Raw genomic sequence first — 16,373 nt, forward strand, 5'->3', positions numbered from 1 at the left:
TTACTCGGCTGGCTTCTTCAGCTTCGGATTGGGGAAGAACTGCACCGTCTGTACCTTGGCCTCTGCCGGCTTTGGCTCGACCTTGTTGACCCGGGTCCCCAGTTCCTTGGGCACCGACAACCCCTGCTCGTTGAGCGTGTCGGAGAACCCACAGGCCACGCACTCGCGGTGCGGAACGCTGTCTTCGCTCCACATCATGAGTTTGTCCGGCTCGCTGCACGCCGGGCAGACAGCCCCGGCGATAAAGCGTTTTTTCGTCTTGATCACGGGCGCATCACTCATGCCGCCACTTCCTCACTCAGGCCACAATGGCGCAAGAGTGCATCGATTGACGGCTCACGGCCACGGAAGTCGACGAACAGCAGCATCGGTTCCTGGGAGCCACCACGGGCGAGAATCGCTTCGCGGAAGGCACGACCGGTGTCGGCATTGAGCACACCTTCTTCTTCAAACCGCGAGAAGGCATCGGCCGAGAGCACTTCAGCCCACTTATAGCTGTAGTAACCAGCCGCGTAACCACCGGCGAAGATATGCGCAAAGCTGTTGGGGAAGCGGTTGTACGCCGGTGGGCGCATGACCGATACCTCGTCGCGGATGCCTTCAAGCACCTCCAGCACACTGCGGCCATCACCCTGGCTGGCATGCAGTTCGAAGTCGAACAGCGAGAACTCCAGCTGGCGAACCATCATCAGGCCGGACTGGAAGTTCTTCGCCGCCAGCATCTTCTCCAGCAGGTCCTGAGGCAGCGGCGCACCGGTTTCGTAGTGACCGGAAATCAGCGCCAGGCCATCAGGCTCCCAGCACCAGTTTTCCATGAACTGGCTCGGCAGCTCCACGGCATCCCAGGCCACGCCGTTGATGCCGGAAACACCGGCGTGCTCGATGCGGGTCAGCAGGTGGTGCAGGCCATGACCGAACTCGTGGAACAGGGTGGTGACTTCGTCGTGGGTCAGCAGCGCCGGCTTGCCAGGCGCGGCAGGGGTGAAGTTGCACACCAGGTTGGCCACCGGGCTTTGCAGTTGGCCGTCTGCGGCGCGACGACGATCGCGCGCGCCGTCCATCCAGGCACCGCCACGCTTGTTGGCGCGGGCATAAAGGTCGAAGAAGAAGCGGCCCACATGCTGACCGTGCTCCTTGATCTCGAACAGGCGAACATCCGGGTGCCAGGTGTCGAAGCCTTTCAGTTCGGCAATCTCGATGCCGTAGAGGCGCTGGACGATGGCGAACAACCCGGACAGCACCTTGTCGATCGGGAAGTAGGCGCGCAGGGTTTCCTGGGAAACGCTGTAGCGCTGCTCGCGCAGTTTTTCACCGTAGAAACCACTGTCCCAGCTTTGCAGGTCTGCGCAGCCCTGTTCGGCGGCATAGGCCTTGAGCTGAGCCAGGTCCTGCACCGCGAACGGCTTGCTGCGCTTGGCCAGGTCTCGCAGGAAGCTCAGTACCTGATCACTGGATTCGGCCATCTTGGTGGCCAGGCTCAGCTCGGCATAGTTGGCATAACCGAGCAGCTCGGCCAGTTCCTGGCGCAAGTCGAGGATTTCGCGCATCACCGGGCCGTTGTCGAACTGGCCGGCATTGGGGCCCTGGTCGGAGGCACGGGTGCAGTAGGCGGCGTAGATTTCTTCGCGCAGGGCGCGGTCCTCGGCGTAGGTCATCACCGCGTAGTAGCTCGGGAACTCCAGGCTGATCAACCAACCCTCAAGGCCCTTGGCCTGAGCGGCAGCGGCCATTTGCGCCTTGGCCGAATCTGTCAGGCCGGCGAGGGCGGCTTCGTCGGTGACGTGCTTGGTCCAGGCCTGGGTGGCATCGAGCAACTGGTTGGAGAAGCGGCTGCCCAGCTCGCTGAGCTTGCTCTGCACTTCGGCATAACGCTGCTGCTGATCGGCCGGCAGGTCGATACCCGACAGGCGGAAGTCACGCAGGGCATGTTCGAGAATAGTCTTTTGGGCCACATCGAAGCCTGCCGCTTCGGGGCTGGCAATCAGTGCCTCATAGGCCTGGAACAGCTCGCGGTTCTGGCCCATTTCGGTGGCGTAGGCGCTCAATGCCGGCAGGCAGGCCTCATAGGCCTCGCGCAGTTCGGCGCTGTTGCACACGGCATTGAGGTGGCTGACCGGACTCCAGGCGGCGCCCAGCCGGTCGTTGAGCTCGTCCATGGCCAGGATCAGGCCAGCCCAGCTTGGCTGCTGGCCCTGGGTCTTGAGAATCTGGGCAATCGCGGTACGGTTGTCGGCCAGGATCTGTTCAATCGCCGGCTGCACATGCTCGGCACGGATTGCCGAGAAGGGCGGCAAGTCATAAGACTGCAGTAGCGGGTTGGTCGCACTCACGGTTAAACACCTTGGCAGAAGAAACACCGGACCATCTTAATTACAATCGACGCCGACCGCAGCCCTATCAATACCAAAGAGAACTCCTATCATGGCCATCCGCAGCTTCCAGAACCACACCCCCCGTCTGGGCGAACGCGCCTTTGTCGACCGCAGCGCGGTGGTGCTGGGTGATGTCGAGATCGGTGCTGACAGCTCGGTGTGGCCACTGACCGTGGTCCGCGGCGATATGCACCGTATCCGCATCGGTGCGCGCACCAGCGTGCAGGACGGCAGCGTGCTGCACATCACCCATGCCGGGCCCTTCAACCCCGATGGTTTCCCTCTGCTGATCGGTGACGAAGTAACCATTGGTCACAAAGTCATGCTGCACGGCTGCACGCTGGGCAACCGGATCCTGGTAGGTATGGGCAGTACCATCATGGATGGCGCTGTGGTCGAAGACGACGTAATCATTGGCGCCGGTAGCCTGGTGCCGCCGGGCAAGCGGCTGGAAAGCGGCTTTCTGTACGTCGGCAGCCCGGTCAAACAGGCCCGGGCCCTGACCGAAAAGGAGCGGGCATTCTTCCCCTACAGCGCCAGCAACTACGTCAAACTCAAGGACCAGCACCTGGCCGAAGGCTACCACCTGCCTGAGTAAACCTGCCTGACGCCCTTACCGAGATTGCCATGCACCAGCAAAACATCCTCTTCGACCTCGACGGCACCCTGACCGACCCGCGCCTGGGCATCACCCGTTCGATTCAGTACGCCCTGGCCAAGCTCGGCATCGACGAGCCCGACCTGGCGCGCCTGGAACACTTCATCGGCCCGCCGTTGCTGCAAGCCTTCATGCAGTTCTACAGCTTCGATGAGGCCAAGGCCTGGGAGGCTGTGAACTTCTACCGCGAGCGCTTCAAGGTAACGGGGCTCTATGAGAACCGGGTATTCGACGGCGTCAACGAACTGCTCGAAGCCCTAAACGGGCAGGGCAGGACGCTGTACATCGCCACCTCCAAGCCATGGGAGTTCGCCCGTGAAATCGCCCGCCACTTTGAATTCGATCATCACTTCAAGGTGATCTACGGCAGCGAACTCGATGGCACCCGGACCAACAAGGTCGAGCTGATTGCCCACCTGCTGGCCGAAGAGTCACTGGACCCGGCGCAGACCCTGATGATCGGCGACCGCAAGCACGACCTGATCGGGGCTCGCAGCAATGGCCTGCAGGCAGTCGCCGTGGGGTATGGGTTTGGCAGCCACGAAGAACTGACGGCGGAGCAACCGGCTTATCACTTTGCCACGTTGGGTGAGCTGCACCGGGCATTTGTGCGAGGCTGAAGATGTCATCGCGGGGCAAGCCCGCTCGCATCGGAGCGAGCTTGCCCCGCGATACTTTCCAAGGCTTGCCGACGCTGCACCAAAGGCAATCGCCCCAGCGCCTCGACTCGCTCATAAAACGCCTGCCAATCTGCACCCACCTCGGCAAACAACCCCGCAAACGCCGGCACCCATTGATCGTACAAACCGAACGGCAGCAACTTGGCATTGTTCATCGGTGCATCGATCCAGGCGTCATACCGCCCCACACCCTTCCACTGGGTATCGCGCAGCACCCGGTATTCCCGGCGCAAACGCTCGAACTCAGCCTGCTTTCCCGCTCGCATGGCAGGCGCGGTCAGTGGTGCGGCATACAGCGCTTTGAGCCGCTCCCGGCCGGCCAGCACCAACTCGACAAACTGGTCGCGCTGCACGTTCTCGCTCTGTTTTTGCGCTGGCAAACCGCGAGCCGCGCGCCACTGGCGGGTGCCTTCCTGCTCGACGAACGTGGCAAAGGATTCATTGAACGCCGTGTCGTCTGCGACATAGAACCGCTGGTGCGCCAGTTCGTGGAAGATCACCGTGGCCAGGCGCTCATCCCCCCAGCGCAACATGGTGTTGAGAATGGGGTCATCGAACCAGCCCAGGGTCGAGTACGCCTCCACACCACCGATGTACACATCCAGCCCTTGCTGCTTCTGCAACGCCGCCGCACCCCGCGCCGCGCCCTGGCTGTAAAAGCCGCGATAGGCGACGCACCCGGCAATCGGAAAGCAATGAGTTTGCGGGTCGAGGGAAAATTCCGGAGTGGCGAACACGTTCCAGACCACGAAGGGACGCTTGAGGTCGGCATACACCCGATAACTGCGGTTATCCGGCAGCTTGAGGTGTGAACTGGCAAACGCCCGGGCGTGTTCGGCCTGCAACAGATGCTCGCGTAGCTGCGGGGCGGTGGCGGGATCAGCCACCACATCCGCGACTGGCTGGCGTGCCTGCAATAGTTGCCATTGGCCACTGGCCAGCTGCCCGTAGTAGCTGACACTGATACAACCGTTCAGCAGAACGCCCAGCGACAGGGGAACCAAACAGCGAAAAATGCGGTCGAGTGCCCGGTGACTTGAGCGCAACAAAAGAAATAGTCGAAGCATCCGCGTCCCGTCTTCTCGCTCAAGGGTTTATCCGCTTAAAGACTATCTTGCCCGGCTGGAGTTTTGCCATGCGTACACTGCTTGTCGTTAGCGGTTTTGTGCTGTTGTCCGGCTGTGCCGGTCTGCCTGCCCCCGATCCCAACCAGGCCTGGATCGACCTCGCGCCGAGCCCGGACGAAGCCCTGCATGCCGTGCAAGTGGACGATCGCGACTGGGCCGACAAACGCTATTTTGAAGTACCACCGGGCAGCCACGAGCTGACCGTGCGTTACCTGTTCCCGGTCACACCGAGCAATATCGGGCCAGCCAGCGAAACGCTGTGGCGCGACTGCCAGTTGAACGTGAAATACAAGGATTTCAATGCCGGGCAGCGCTATCACCTGGAAGCCGGCAGTATTGGTTTCCGACCCTGGGCAAGGCTGTTCGATGGCGAAGGTAAATTGGTGAGCAAAGGGCTACCGGCGGGCTGCCAGCGTACCTGATAGTGCGAATGGCGCTATGCTTGTGCTTTGTAGCTTGCAAGCGGGAGTTTGCCATGCGCCAGCCAATGATGCTGATTGCCCTCAGTACCCTGGGGGCTTGCGCCAGCCCCTTGCCCCCAGTCGATAACAAGCAAGCCTGGGTCGACCTCTACACCATGACACCCGGCAAACTGCTGATGGCCGACCGCCTGGACGGCGAGCGCCTGAGCGACGGGCGTTTTTTCCAGGTCACCCCCGGCAAGCACGAGCTGACCGTGCGTTTCGACTACGAGGTGTATGCCGGTGGTTTCTCGGTCGATCCGGTCGACCGCACCTGCTACCTGAAAGTGCGCTACGACCATTTCGAAGCCGGCAAACGCTACCGCCTCGAAGCTCGGGCGCCGGCCATGCAGCCGAGCGCCTATCTCTATGACCCGCAGCGCAAAGTCGTTGCCGAAGAAGACAACGACATCTTCTGCATCCCCTGACGCCTAGCGATCATTTTTCTGGTAGATGATCTTCTTGGTGCCACCGTCGCAACTGCCCACCACCATGTTCTGGTCATGGACTTCGTCGTTACGCACGATTTCCAGGGTATAGGACGTTACCCCGCGGGCCTGGATCTTCGCCTCGATCTCGGCCTTGAGTTCTTCGCAGGGTTTGGGCGCAGCCAGTGCGGTAGTCGCCAGCAATGACGCCAGCACAGCGATTGCGACACGAATCATGGGACAGCTCCTTGTGGCGGCAAATAGTTTGCCGACGCTCATTTGACCACAAGAAGCGCGCCCCGGTTCTGACTTAACCCACCAAGGTGGCATCCAGGCTGATGGTCGCATTGAGCACTTTGGACACCGGACAACCGGCCTTGGCCTTGTTGGCCACCTCAAGAAACTGCGCCTGGCTGGCGCCGGGGACCTTGGCCTTGAGGATCAGGTGTACAGCCGTGATAGCAAAGCCATCGTCCTTTTTATCGAGCGTCACCTCGGCGATGGTGTCGATGCGATCAGGCGTAAAGCCCGCCTCACCCAGCATCATCGACAGGGCCATGGAAAAACAGCCGGCATGAGCTGCGCCAATCAACTCTTCCGGGTTGGTGCCTGGTTGGTCTTCGAAACGTGTGTTGAACCCATAAGGGTTCTGCTTGAGCGCGCCACTTTCGGTAGAGAGCAGGCCTTTGCCATCCTTCAGGCCGCCTTGCCAAATGGCTGATGCTGTCTTTTTCATACTGCCTCCTGGGTGTTGGAACGGCGCGGGTTGATGCGCTGCCTAAAGTTCAGAGGCCCCCCGTGCGGCCAAGTTCAGCCCGATTTCACCCCAGGCATTGATTCCTCGGGATCTGCCCATACAGAGAAGTAAAGGCCCTGGCGTACTGCCGGCCGCACGACTGCCCAGGAGGCTCAGCAGCCCATGACGCGACTTGCAGACACCAAATTTTCCGCCCTCGATCTGGTTCCAGTTCGCGCAGACGCCGGTCCGGCCCAGTCCCTGCGCAATTCGCTGGACCTGGCGCAGCATGTGGAGAAGTTCGGCTACAACCGTTTCTGGGTCGCTGAACACCACAACATGGACGGCATCGCCAGCTCGGCAACGGCAGTACTGCTCGGCTACCTGGCCGGTGGCACCTCGACCCTACGCGTCGGCGCGGGCGGCGTGATGCTGCCCAACCATGCACCGCTGGTGATCGCCGAACAGTTCGGTACCCTTGAAAGCCTCTACCCCGGGCGAATCGACCTGGGCCTTGGCCGCGCGCCCGGTTCTGACCAGATGACCGCCCGCGCATTGCGCCGCGAGCGCTCCGGAAGCGCCGACGACTTTCCCGATGATGTAGAAGAGCTGGTGCGCTACCTTGGGCCACGCACCCCGGACCAGAAAGTCATCGCGGTGCCAGGCTATGGCACCCAAGTGCCGATCTGGCTGCTGGGTTCGAGCCTGTTCAGCGCCCAGTTGGCCGGTATGCGCGGGCTGCCCTATGCCTTTGCCTCACATTTTGCCCCGCGTTACGTGCACGAGGCCATCCGCATTTACCGTGACCATTTCCAGCCCTCGGCGGTGCTCGACAAGCCGTATGTGATGCTGGGGGTGCCCTTGGTCGCCGCCGATACCGACGAGCAGGCCGATTACCTGGCGACCTCGGTATACCAGCGCATCCTCGCCCTGATGCGCGGCCAGAGCCTGGTGCAGCGTCCGCCCGTGCAGACCATGGACGGCTTGTGGCTGCCTCATGAACGTGAGGCGGTCGGGAGTTTCCTGGGACTGGCGATGGTCGGCGGGCCGCAGAAGATCCGCGCCAAGCTGGAAGTGCTGCTGGAGCAGACCCAGGCCGATGAGCTGATCTTTACCTGCGATGTGTATGAACATGCGGACCGGATCCGGTCCTACGAGCTGCTGGCGCAGGTGATGCAGGGCGATTGAGGAACTGATCGCGGGGCAAGCCCGCTCCCATAACCATTGTGGGAGCGGGCTTGCCCCGCGATGCATTCAACGTTTATAGACGATTTCCTTGGTCCCGCCTTCGCAGGTACCCACGACCTTGCCGCCAGCGGCAGTGCCCTTGTCGACGATTTCCAGTGAATAACCACTGACGCCCTTGGCATCGATCTTGGCGGCTATTTCGCTCTTCAATTCTTCACAGGGCTTGCCCGCAGCCAGCGCAGTGCCTGCCAGCGTCATCAGTCCCAGTGCAACTACCAACTTCTTCATCGATCGCTTTCCTTGTTCAGATCAAAGTAGAGAGGGGCGCCGGCGCACGTCCGGCCGCCTCAGAACTGTGTAACCCAATTGATCCGCACAAGCCAGTGGCACGGATCAGCTATTGGCGATACGGAAGCCCACCTTCAGCGTTACCTGAAAATGCGCCGCCTTGTTGTCCTTGATGTGGCCGCGCGTGTCGACTACCTCGAACCACTCCAGGTGCTTGATGCTCTTGCCGGCTTCCGCCAGTGCATTGTTGATTGCGTCTTCTATGCTGGTGGGCGACGAGCCGACAAGTTCGATTTTCTTGTAGGTGTGGTGATCGGACATGAGCAGTCTCCTTTTCGGGTGTGAGCTTTGAGCCTAGCAGTGCAGGGCTGTTTTACCTGCGAGGGTTGAACGCCGGAGAAAGTTCGACTGCACTTTCTGACACCTGCGAAGTCGGAACCAGAACAGCTCACTCACACCTCGAAGGAGAGTCACCATGGCCAACCATTCGCTGCGTAAAGCGTCGCTGCAAAGCATGGAAGCGGAGATCGAAAGCCTGCTCAAGTCATTGGAAAGCCTCAAGGACGATGCCTCGGACGAGTCGCGCAAAACCCTGAAGACGCTCAAGGGCAACGCCGAGAACGCCTTGCGTCACTCGCGCAGCCTGCTCAGCGATGCCTACGAAGAGGTGAAGACCAAGACTCGCCAAACCGGCCTTGCCACCCGCGATTATGCCCAGGAACACCCTTGGACCACCGCGGGTGTAGCCGTCGGCGCCCTTGGCCTGCTGGCCGCCTACCTGTTGTGCAAACGCGGCAACTAAGCGACCTGGCGCGCCAATTCGGCGCGCAACCACCCGGCCAATTGCTCGGCGCGCCCGTCTGCGGCGCGTCGCGGCACCCATAGCGCCAGCGCCGCCTGGGTCTGGCAAAAGCCCCAGGGCGCAGCCAGCCGCCCGGCACGCAGGTCATCGGCCACCAATGGCTGTGGTGCAATCGCCACGCCCAAGCCTGCCACTGCCGCTTCCAGCAAGTAATACAGGTGCTCGAAATCCTGCCCGTAGCGAAGCGACTCGGGGTCGATACCCTGTTGCTGGGCCCAACTCGGCCAGGCTTGCGGGCGTGAGGAGGTCTGCAGCAGAGTTTCCTCCAGCAGGGCCGTGGCTGGCGCCTGTTGCAGGCGGGCGAAGCCGGCAAAGTGCGGGCTGAGGACAGGGCCGATACGCTCTTCGGCCAGTACATGCACCTGCATATCCGTTGGCCACGGCGGTTCGGCAAACACCAGCAGGGCGTCCAGCCCCGGGCGGCGCGGGTCGAGGTCACCTTCTCCTGCCGACAAGTGCAAGCGCAGTTCGGGCAAATCCGCCTTGAGCCGGCCCAACCGTGGAATGAACCAGCGCGCCAGCAAGCTTCCGGAGCAACCGAGCACGAAAGGCGCATCGGCGCCGCTCTGGCTCAGTTCGGTACACACGCTGCGCAAGCGATCGAATGCATCGAAACTGGCATCGCGCAGGCGCAGCCCGGCATCTGTGAGTTTAATGCCACGCCCGTCCTTGACGAACAGGCTTACCCCCAGATGCTCTTCGAGCACCTTCAATTGCCGGCTCACGGCCCCATGGGTTACGTGAAGTTGTTCGGCCGCCTGACTGACGCTACCGAGCCTAGCAGTGGCTTCAAACGCTCGAAGGGCATTGAGGGGAGGGAGTTCCTGGCGCATAACGTGTGAGTTTTCCTGACATGTTGTCGCAATCTTATCGGTTTTCAGTCGCGCGTGTCGTGGTTACAGTAAAGCCATTCCCGTCTTGATAACGCCCTGGAGCGACCCATGACTCAGACCAATTTCCGCGCCGGCCCTGATGCCAATGGCCTGTTTGGCGCATTCGGCGGCCGCTACGTGGCTGAAACCCTGATGCCGCTGGTGCTCGACCTGGCCCGCGAATACGAAGCTGCCAAGGCCGACCCCGAATTTCTTGAGCAACTGGCCTACTTCCAACGTGACTACATCGGCCGGCCCAACCCGCTGTACTTCGCCGAGCGCCTGACCGAGCACTGCGGCGGCGCAAAGATTTTCTTCAAGCGTGAAGAACTCAACCACACCGGCGCCCACAAGGTGAACAACTGCATCGGTCAGGTGCTGCTGGCCAAGCGCATGGGCAAAAAACGCCTGATCGCCGAAACCGGCGCCGGCATGCACGGCGTGGCCACCGCCACCGTGGCTGCGCGTTTCGGCCTGCCTTGCGTGATCTACATGGGTGCGACCGACATCGAGCGCCAGCAGGCCAACGTGTTCCGCATGAAGCTGTTGGGTGCCGAGATCGTGCCGGTCACTGCTGGCACCGGCACCCTCAAGGACGCCATGAACGAGGCCCTGCGCGACTGGGTTACCAACGTCGACGACACTTTCTACCTGATCGGCACCGTGGCCGGCCCGCACCCGTACCCGGCCATGGTCCGCGACTTCCAGTCGATTATCGGCAAGGAAACCCGCGAGCAGTTGCAGGCCAAGGAAGGGCGCCTGCCCGACAGCCTGATCGCCTGCGTCGGCGGCGGCTCCAACGCCATGGGCCTGTTCCACGACTTCCTCGATGACACCAGCGTGCAGATCATCGGCGTCGAAGCCGGTGGCCATGGCGTCGACACCGACAAGCATGCTGCCAGCCTCAACGGTGGCGTGCCGGGTGTACTGCACGGCAACCGCACCTACCTGCTGCAGGATGCCGATGGCCAGATCACCGATGCCCACTCGATTTCTGCAGGCCTGGACTACCCTGGCATCGGCCCGGAACATGCCTACCTGCATGAAGTGAAACGCGTCGAATACGTCAGCATCACCGACGACGAAGCCCTGGCCGCGTTCCACACCACCTGCCGCCTGGAAGGCATCATTCCAGCCCTGGAAACCTCCCACGCGCTGGCAGAAGCGATCAAACGCGCCCCGACCCTGCCCAAGGAACACTTGATGGTGGTGTGCCTGTCCGGCCGTGGCGACAAAGACATGCAAACCGTGATGAGCCATATGGCCGCCCAGGAGAAACAGGCATGAGCCGTCTTGAACAACGCTTCGCAGAGCTCAAGGCCGAGGGCCGCTCCGCACTGGTTACCTTCATTACCGCAGGCGACCCGGGCTACGACGCCTCGCTGGCAATCCTCAAGGGCCTCCCGGCTGCCGGTGCCGACGTGATCGAACTGGGCATGCCGTTCACCGACCCGATGGCCGACGGCGTAGCCATCCAGCTGGCGACCCTGCGGGCTCTGGATGCCGGCCAGACCCTGGCCAAAACCCTGCAGATGGTTCGCGAATTCCGTGTCGACAACCAGACCACCCCGATCGTGCTGATGGGTTACTACAACCCGATTCACCGCTTTGGCGTCGAGGCCTTCGTGGCCCAGGCCAAGGAAGTGGGTGTGGATGGCCTGATCATCGTCGACCTGCCGCCCGAGCACGACGCCGAGCTGGCGACCCCGGCCCAGGCTGCCGGCATCGACTTCATCCGCCTGACCACCCCGACCACCGACGACGTGCGCCTGCCGCGTGTGCTGGAGCGCAGCTCCGGCTTCGTCTACTACGTGTCGGTAGCGGGCGTGACCGGTGCAGGTTCGGCCACCACCGAACACGTCAGCAGCGCAATCGAGCGCCTGCGTCGGCATACCGACCTGCCGATCAGCGTTGGTTTTGGTATTCGTACGCCAGAACAAGCGGCCGCGATTGCCAGGTTGTCCGATGGCGTGGTGGTAGGGTCGGCGCTGGTCGACAAGATCGCCACTGCCAAGACGGCCGAGCAGGCCGTGGGTGATGTGCTGGAGCTGTGCTCGGCGCTGGCCCAGGGTGTGCGGGCTGCGCGCAAGGCTTGAAGCCTGATCGCGAGGCAAGTCGAGACGTCTCGACTTGCCCCGCGATGACTATTCAAAGATCGACAGATCCAGAGGCCGCACAGCCCCCATCCAGATCGCATGATCCCGGTGATCCGCCAGCTCATCCCCGGTCAGCGGATGCAAAAACACCACCAGCCCCCGCCGATACAACGCCAGCCATGGCAATACCACTCCCACCACTTCAGGCCCGAACGCCAGCTGGCAGCTCCAGTCCGGATGCGGTCCGACCGGCTTCTGGTGCATGCGCCCCATGGTCACCGGAAACAACGTGGCCGCCTCTTCACACAACTGCCGGGCCTGCTCCAGGGTGCTGGCGTCGTAGTACACGTGGGCGTGATATCCCTTGATCCTCTGCACGAAAACTCCTGAATCTCTGCGAACCCCGGCCTTAGTCCGGGAGTCAAACAATCACCCGTACGCAACGGAGTGATGACGTGAAAAATGCCGAAACCTACATCCTCAAGGTCACGCTGTTCGGCGCCCTGAGCAGCCTGGGCAGTGCGCTGATGGCCGAGCTGCTCAAGCGCCAGCACGAAGTGATCGTGATCGTCGACGATCTCAACCAACTGGCACCCCGGCCGGGCTTGCACTGCAAGCATGGCGGGCTCAAGGATGCCGACCAGGCCGAACAAGGTGCAGCAGGGAGCTCGGCGGTCATCTGCCTGTTGCCTGCGCTGGCACCTGATGACCCTCGTGAACAACTTCATGCCGTCCACGCGTTGGTCGATGGCATGTCTCGCACGACTATACGCCGGCTCCTGCTGGTCGGCGATTTCAGCGTGCTCGAGCATCCCGACGGTCATAGCGAGCAACACCGCCAGTGCATCGGCCATATGGTCGACCTGCTGCAGCGCAGCACCCTGCAATGGACGCTGATCAATGCCCCGCAGGCGGTCGCTGGCCTGGGCATCGAGCACTTCCATCACACCCACGGCACCCTCGAACCGGGCCTTGCCGAGCCACTGCAACGCCTGGCGCGGGTCGCTGCGGGGATGGTCGATACCCTGGAGCTCAAACTGCACCACAGCGAGCATGTGAACTTCGTACTCTAGCGCGCCTGCTCGTCGCGCAGCCATTCGACAAAACGCTCGATCAGCGCGCCCCGGCGTTTGCGCGGTGGCAGCACCACGTAATAGCCACGCGAAGAGCTCACCTGTTCGCGGATCGGCCGGCACAGCAAGCCTTGCTCCAGCAGGTCATCCACCAGATGGCGCCAGCCAATGGCGACGCCCTGACCAGCGATGGCTGCCTGGATGAGCAGGGTGTAGTTGTCAAAACGCAACGGGCCGGGACTCGGCGGGCTGGCAATGCTCAACTGGCGAAACACACCGCTCCAGTCGAACCAGCGGCTGGCACTCTCGCCGCGTAAATGCAGCAGGGGCATTTGCCGCAAGCTGTGCGCCGGCAAGGGCAGAGTGTGCTGCTCGACCAGCCGCGGACTGCATACAGGGAATACTTCCTCATCGAACAGCCAGTGGCTTTCGCCTTGAGGGAAGCGCCCATCGCCAAACAGGATTGCCACATCGATGTCCGGACGCAACATGGCGTGGCTGCGCTCGCTGGTCACCAGGCTGACATCCACCTGCGGGTTGGCCTGGTGAAAGCGCTGCAACCGTGGCATCAGCCAGTAGGCCGCAAAGGCGAAATCGGTAGCGACCTGAAGCACCTCATGCTGGTCGCGGCCGCTGACCTGCGCCACCCCCTCGTCCAAGCAGGCCATGCCCTGATGGACTTGGTCGAACAGTACCTGACCGGCCTCGGTCAGTTCGATGCCGCGATAAATACGATCGAACAGGCGAGCGCCCAACTGTTTTTCCAGTCGCTTGATCTGCTGGCTGACGGCAGGTTGGGTAGTACCCAACTCGACCGCCGCCGTGGTGAAACTGCGCTGGCGAGCAGCGGCTTCAAACACCCGCAAGGCGTCCAGTGATAAACCATCAAGGCTTTCAAACATAAGCTTTGCTAATCCCAGTCATTGCCCGCCATAGGCTTTACCCCTGTTATCCACAGCCGCATGCTCGATGACAGCAGTTTCCCATAACGAACACCTATGGAACGCGGTGACTCCATGAAGCGCAAGAACATTCTTTTCATCATGGCCGACCAAATGGCTGCGCCAATGCTGCCCATCTACGCGCCCTCGCCAATCCGGATGCCGAACCTGAGTCGCCTGGCCGCCGAGGCCGTGGTTTTCGATGCCGCCTACTGCAACAGCCCGCTGTGCGCGCCTTCACGCTTCACCCTGGTCAGCGGCCAACTGCCGAGCAAGATCGGCGCTTACGACAACGCTGCGGACTTTCCTGCCGACATCCCCACCTACGCCCATTACCTGCGCCGTCTCGGCTACCGCACCGCCCTCTCGGGCAAGATGCACTTCTGCGGACCCGACCAGTTGCACGGCTACGAAGAGCGGCTGACCAGTGACATCTACCCCGCGGACTATGGCTGGTCGGTCAATTGGGATGCACCCGACGAACGCCCCAGCTGGTACCACAACATGTCTTCGGTGCTGCAGGCCGGACCATGCATACGCACCAACCAGCTGGATTTCGATGAAGAGGTGGTGTTCAAGGCCCGCCAGTACTTGTTCGATCACGTGCGCGAGGCCGGTGAGCAACCGTTCTGCCTGACCGTGTCGATGACCCATCCTCACGACCCGTACACCATCCCCAAGGCCTTCTGGGACCTGTATCAGGACGACGAGATTCCATTGCCTAGCCAGCACTGCCCCCAAGCAGATCTGGACCCCCACTCGCAACGCCTGCTCAAGGTCTACGACCTGTGGGACAAGCCGCTACCTGTGGATAAGATTCGCGATGCACGTCGTGCCTACTTCGGTGCCTGCAGCTACATCGACAGCAACATCGGCAAGCTGCTGCAGACCCTGGAGGAAACCGGGCTGGCGGACGACACGGTGATTGTCTTCTCCGGCGATCACGGCGACATGCTTGGCGACCGCGGTCTCTGGTACAAGATGCACTGGTTCGAGATGTCGGCACGGGTGCCACTGCTGGTGCATGCGCCGGGGCAGTTCAAGCCTGCACGGGTCGGTGCGGCCGTCTCCACCTGCGACCTCTTGCCTACCTTCGTAGCACTCGCCGGAGGCAGCCTGGACCCCCAGTTGCCACTCGACGGTCGTTCACTGCTGGGCCATCTGCAGGGGCAGGGCGGGCACGATGAAGTGATCGGCGAATACATGGCCGAAGGCACCGTCGGGCCGTTGATGATGATTCGCCGCGGCGCCTACAAACTCATCTACAGCGAAGACGATCCTTGCCTGCTGTTCGACCTGGAGCACGATCCCCAGGAGCGCGAAAACCTCGCCGGTAGTCCCGACCACCAGACGCTGCTGCAGGCTTTTGTCGATGAAGCCCGGCAACGCTGGAACATCCCGCTGCTGCGCCAGCGAGTACTCGACAGTCAGCATCGCCGCCGCCTGGTGGCCGAGGCGCTGGCCATCGGCAAACTGCAGAGCTGGGACCACCAGCCCATGGTCGACGCCAGCCAGCAGTACATGCGCAATCACATCGATCTCGACGACCTGGAACGCAAGGCACGTTATCCACAACCCGCCCAGTAATCACCCTGCGAGGCTGTCATGAGAAGGTTATCCACAAGCATCATTGCGGTTGTCTTGAGCCTTGCCAGCCTCGGCGCCCGCGCCGAGAGCGATTGCACCACCGTGAAAATGGCCGACCCCGGCTGGAGCGATATCGCCGCCACCAACGCCGTGGCCCGCCTGTTGCTCGAAGGCCTGGGCTACAAGACCAGGGTCGACAGCCTGGCGGTGCCCATCATCTATGGCGGGCTCAGGGATGGCTTGGTGGACGTATTCCTCGGCAACTGGATGCCGGCCCAGCAGGGTTTTCACGACAAGTTCGTGGCCAGCGGCGAGGTGCAACAACTGGCGCGCAACCTTGAAGGCACCCAGTTCACCCTGGCGGTCCCCGAGTATGTGTGGGAGGCAGGCGTTCGAGACTTTACCGACCTTCAGCACTTTGCCGATCAATTCGATCAGAAGATCTATGGCATCGGCGCAGGGTCACCAGCCAACCTGTCACTCAAGGACATCATCAAGCGGAATGCCTTCAATCTCGGCGACTGGAAGCTGGTGGAGTCCAGCGAACAAGCGATGCTCGCCCAGGTCCATCGCGCGGCCAAGCGCCAGCGGTTCATCGCCTTCCTCGGCTGGACACCGCACCCGATGAACGTGCAGATGAAGCTGCGCTACCTGAGCGGAGGCGAACAGTGGTTTGGCAGCAATGGCAGCGTCTACACCCTGACCCGCAAGGGTTATCCACAGGCCTGCCCGAACGTGGCGCGGCTGTTCGACAACCTGAAGTTCAGCCAGGACATGGAGAACACCATCATGGCGCAGGTTGTGGATAACAAGGTCAGCTATGAAACGGCGGCCAAGGCCTGGGTGCAAGCGCATCCGGCCCAGCTCGACCATTGGCTCGAAGGTGTGACACGCCTGGATGGTGGCGATGCACGGTCAGCCGTGAAAGCCAGCCTGTAATGGCCCAGCGACTTGCACCGGCGCAGCAGACACCGCACCCTGTGCAGCTTGTGCTTGCGATAGAG

General features: G+C 61.9%; 21 protein-coding genes. 11 read left to right on the forward strand and 10 right to left on the reverse strand.

What is annotated here, in order from left to right:
* Together ABVN19_RS22310 and prlC are read right to left on the reverse strand one after the other, a co-directional pair.
* A complete protein-coding gene (locus tag ABVN19_RS22310; protein ID WP_028942620.1) occupies positions 1-282 on the reverse strand; it encodes a YheV family putative zinc ribbon protein in 282 nt (93 codons plus the stop codon).
* The gene (gene prlC, locus ABVN19_RS22315; protein ID WP_028942619.1) at positions 279-2,330 is read right to left on the reverse strand and encodes an oligopeptidase A; all 2,052 of its coding nucleotides are present in this window, start codon (positions 2,328-2,330) and stop codon (positions 279-281) included. The genes ABVN19_RS22310 and prlC overlap by 4 nt, the downstream gene beginning before the upstream one ends.
* A 91-nt stretch (positions 2,331-2,421) precedes the next feature.
* Here prlC and ABVN19_RS22320 point away from each other — a divergent pair, with 91 nt between their 5' ends.
* Together ABVN19_RS22320 and ABVN19_RS22325 are read left to right on the forward strand one after the other, a co-directional pair.
* Positions 2,422-2,970 (forward strand): gamma carbonic anhydrase family protein, encoded by a 549-nt coding sequence (locus ABVN19_RS22320; RefSeq protein WP_028942618.1) that lies wholly within the window; start codon positions 2,422-2,424, stop codon positions 2,968-2,970.
* A gap of 29 nt (positions 2,971-2,999) precedes the next feature.
* The gene (locus tag ABVN19_RS22325; protein ID WP_028942617.1) at positions 3,000-3,650 is read left to right on the forward strand and encodes an HAD family hydrolase; all 651 of its coding nucleotides are present in this window, start codon (positions 3,000-3,002) and stop codon (positions 3,648-3,650) included.
* 5 nt (positions 3,651-3,655) lie between these two features.
* On the opposite strand, the gene ABVN19_RS22330 is transcribed toward ABVN19_RS22325, so the two are convergent.
* Entirely contained in the window at positions 3,656-4,777 is a 1,122-nt protein-coding gene (locus ABVN19_RS22330; protein ID WP_105641134.1) for an aminopeptidase, read from the reverse strand.
* Positions 4,778-4,845: 68 nt separating this feature from the next.
* Here ABVN19_RS22330 and ABVN19_RS22335 point away from each other — a divergent pair, with 68 nt between their 5' ends.
* Positions 4,846-5,259, forward strand: a complete 414-nt coding sequence (locus tag ABVN19_RS22335; RefSeq protein WP_028942616.1) for a hypothetical protein — start codon at positions 4,846-4,848, stop codon at positions 5,257-5,259.
* Positions 5,260-5,312: 53 nt separating this feature from the next.
* On the forward strand, positions 5,313-5,726 hold the full coding sequence (locus tag ABVN19_RS22340; RefSeq protein ID WP_028942615.1) for a hypothetical protein: 414 nt from the start codon (positions 5,313-5,315) through the stop codon (positions 5,724-5,726).
* A gap of 3 nt (positions 5,727-5,729) precedes the next feature.
* Here the strand turns inward: ABVN19_RS22340 and ABVN19_RS22345 are convergent, their stop codons facing one another.
* Positions 5,730-5,963: a DUF1161 domain-containing protein gene (locus ABVN19_RS22345; RefSeq protein ID WP_028942614.1), complete on the reverse strand. Its 234-nt coding sequence runs from the start codon at positions 5,961-5,963 to the stop codon at positions 5,730-5,732.
* 73 nt (positions 5,964-6,036) lie between these two features.
* The gene (locus tag ABVN19_RS22350; RefSeq protein ID WP_028942613.1) at positions 6,037-6,462 is read right to left on the reverse strand and encodes an OsmC family protein; all 426 of its coding nucleotides are present in this window, start codon (positions 6,460-6,462) and stop codon (positions 6,037-6,039) included.
* A gap of 183 nt (positions 6,463-6,645) precedes the next feature.
* Between ABVN19_RS22350 and ABVN19_RS22355 the strand changes: the two genes are divergently transcribed.
* Positions 6,646-7,650, forward strand: coding sequence for an LLM class flavin-dependent oxidoreductase (locus tag ABVN19_RS22355; protein ID WP_028942612.1), 1,005 nt, complete (start codon positions 6,646-6,648; stop codon positions 7,648-7,650).
* Between the two features lie 66 nt (positions 7,651-7,716).
* On the opposite strand, the gene ABVN19_RS22360 is transcribed toward ABVN19_RS22355, so the two are convergent.
* Together ABVN19_RS22360 and ABVN19_RS22365 are read right to left on the reverse strand one after the other, a co-directional pair.
* Positions 7,717-7,938 carry a DUF1161 domain-containing protein gene (locus ABVN19_RS22360; RefSeq protein WP_028942611.1) on the reverse strand — a complete coding sequence of 74 codons (222 nt, stop codon included), beginning with the start codon at positions 7,936-7,938 and terminating at the stop codon, positions 7,717-7,719.
* 105 nt (positions 7,939-8,043) lie between these two features.
* Complete coding sequence (locus ABVN19_RS22365) at positions 8,044-8,259, reverse strand: dodecin (protein ID WP_028942610.1); 216 nt, start codon at positions 8,257-8,259, stop codon at positions 8,044-8,046.
* A 154-nt stretch (positions 8,260-8,413) separates the two neighbouring features.
* Here ABVN19_RS22365 and ABVN19_RS22370 point away from each other — a divergent pair, with 154 nt between their 5' ends.
* Positions 8,414-8,740 (forward strand): DUF883 family protein, encoded by a 327-nt coding sequence (locus ABVN19_RS22370; RefSeq protein WP_028942609.1) that lies wholly within the window; start codon positions 8,414-8,416, stop codon positions 8,738-8,740.
* Here the strand turns inward: ABVN19_RS22370 and ABVN19_RS22375 are convergent.
* Positions 8,737-9,633, reverse strand: coding sequence for a LysR family transcriptional regulator (locus tag ABVN19_RS22375; protein WP_028942608.1), 897 nt, complete (start codon positions 9,631-9,633; stop codon positions 8,737-8,739). The two genes, ABVN19_RS22370 and ABVN19_RS22375, sit on opposite strands and share 4 nt — an antisense overlap.
* Before the next feature lie 108 nt (positions 9,634-9,741).
* On the opposite strand from ABVN19_RS22375, the gene trpB reads away from it, so the two are divergent.
* Complete coding sequence (gene trpB / locus ABVN19_RS22380; protein WP_028942607.1) at positions 9,742-10,959, forward strand: tryptophan synthase subunit beta; 1,218 nt, start codon at positions 9,742-9,744, stop codon at positions 10,957-10,959.
* Positions 10,956-11,768, forward strand: coding sequence for a tryptophan synthase subunit alpha (gene trpA / locus ABVN19_RS22385; protein ID WP_028942606.1), 813 nt, complete (start codon positions 10,956-10,958; stop codon positions 11,766-11,768). Before trpB ends, trpA begins: the two co-directional genes overlap by 4 nt.
* A gap of 48 nt (positions 11,769-11,816) precedes the next feature.
* Here the strand turns inward: trpA and ABVN19_RS22390 are convergent, their stop codons facing one another.
* On the reverse strand, positions 11,817-12,146 hold the full coding sequence (locus ABVN19_RS22390; RefSeq protein WP_028942605.1) for a DOPA 4,5-dioxygenase family protein: 330 nt from the start codon (positions 12,144-12,146) through the stop codon (positions 11,817-11,819).
* 77 nt (positions 12,147-12,223) lie between these two features.
* Between ABVN19_RS22390 and ABVN19_RS22395 the strand changes: the two genes are divergently transcribed.
* Complete coding sequence (locus ABVN19_RS22395) at positions 12,224-12,841, forward strand: NAD(P)H-binding protein (RefSeq protein ID WP_105641132.1); 618 nt, start codon at positions 12,224-12,226, stop codon at positions 12,839-12,841.
* Here the strand turns inward: ABVN19_RS22395 and ABVN19_RS22400 are convergent.
* Entirely contained in the window at positions 12,838-13,743 is a 906-nt protein-coding gene (locus ABVN19_RS22400) for a LysR family transcriptional regulator (protein ID WP_105641131.1), read from the reverse strand. The two genes, ABVN19_RS22395 and ABVN19_RS22400, sit on opposite strands and share 4 nt — an antisense overlap.
* A 114-nt stretch (positions 13,744-13,857) precedes the next feature.
* Here ABVN19_RS22400 and betC point away from each other — a divergent pair, with 114 nt between their 5' ends.
* Complete coding sequence (gene betC, locus ABVN19_RS22405; protein ID WP_105641130.1) at positions 13,858-15,369, forward strand: choline-sulfatase; 1,512 nt, start codon at positions 13,858-13,860, stop codon at positions 15,367-15,369.
* A gap of 18 nt (positions 15,370-15,387) precedes the next feature.
* On the forward strand, positions 15,388-16,308 hold the full coding sequence (gene choX, locus ABVN19_RS22410; protein ID WP_028942601.1) for a choline ABC transporter substrate-binding protein: 921 nt from the start codon (positions 15,388-15,390) through the stop codon (positions 16,306-16,308).
* Positions 16,309-16,373 lie beyond the last annotated feature (65 nt).

The organism is Pseudomonas vranovensis, from assembly GCF_040438935.1.
GTDB classification, from domain to species: domain Bacteria; phylum Pseudomonadota; class Gammaproteobacteria; order Pseudomonadales; family Pseudomonadaceae; genus Aquipseudomonas; species Aquipseudomonas vranovensis.